This window comes from Azotobacter armeniacus, assembly GCF_054779355.1.
In genome coordinates this window covers 628-1,018 of record NZ_BAAGYK010000146.1, presented here as the reverse complement: position 1 = coordinate 1,018, position 391 = coordinate 628, and the positions used below count along the sequence as shown (strand labels likewise).

At 63.9% G+C, this 391-nt stretch carries 1 protein-coding gene; it reads right to left on the bottom strand.

All coding sequences use genetic code 11. From position 1 onward, the window contains the following. On the bottom strand, nt 1-391 hold a 391-nt coding region (locus ACYVD0_RS19180; protein WP_460428285.1), incomplete at both ends, for an ISAs1 family transposase.

The window sequence follows — 391 nt, the reverse complement described above, 5'->3', positions numbered from 1 at the left end:
GGCCAGCGCTCGGGGTGAGCCAGGCAGGCCAGCTCGCCGAAAACATGACAGCGCCGGATTTCCAGCCGCCCATGGCCTTTTTCGACCGTTTCACAGAACCCGTGCGGGGTGCGCTCGGGCGTGTGCCTGCGGAAGGTCTCGAAGAAGTCCTTGATCGACTCCAGCAGCGTGGGCTGGTTGCCTTTGACCGCCAGAACATGAACGGCCTTCTGTTTGCGAATCGCTTGCGCAATGCCGGGCTGGGCTCCCCTGGCATCGATCGTCACCACACAGCCCTCCAGGGCCAGGGTGGCCAGCACCTCAGGAATGGCTGTCTTTTCATTGGACTTGGCCGCTGTGGCTTGCTGCCCCAGGATCGGTCCGGCGTCAGCCGCAAAGGCGCTGACCAGAG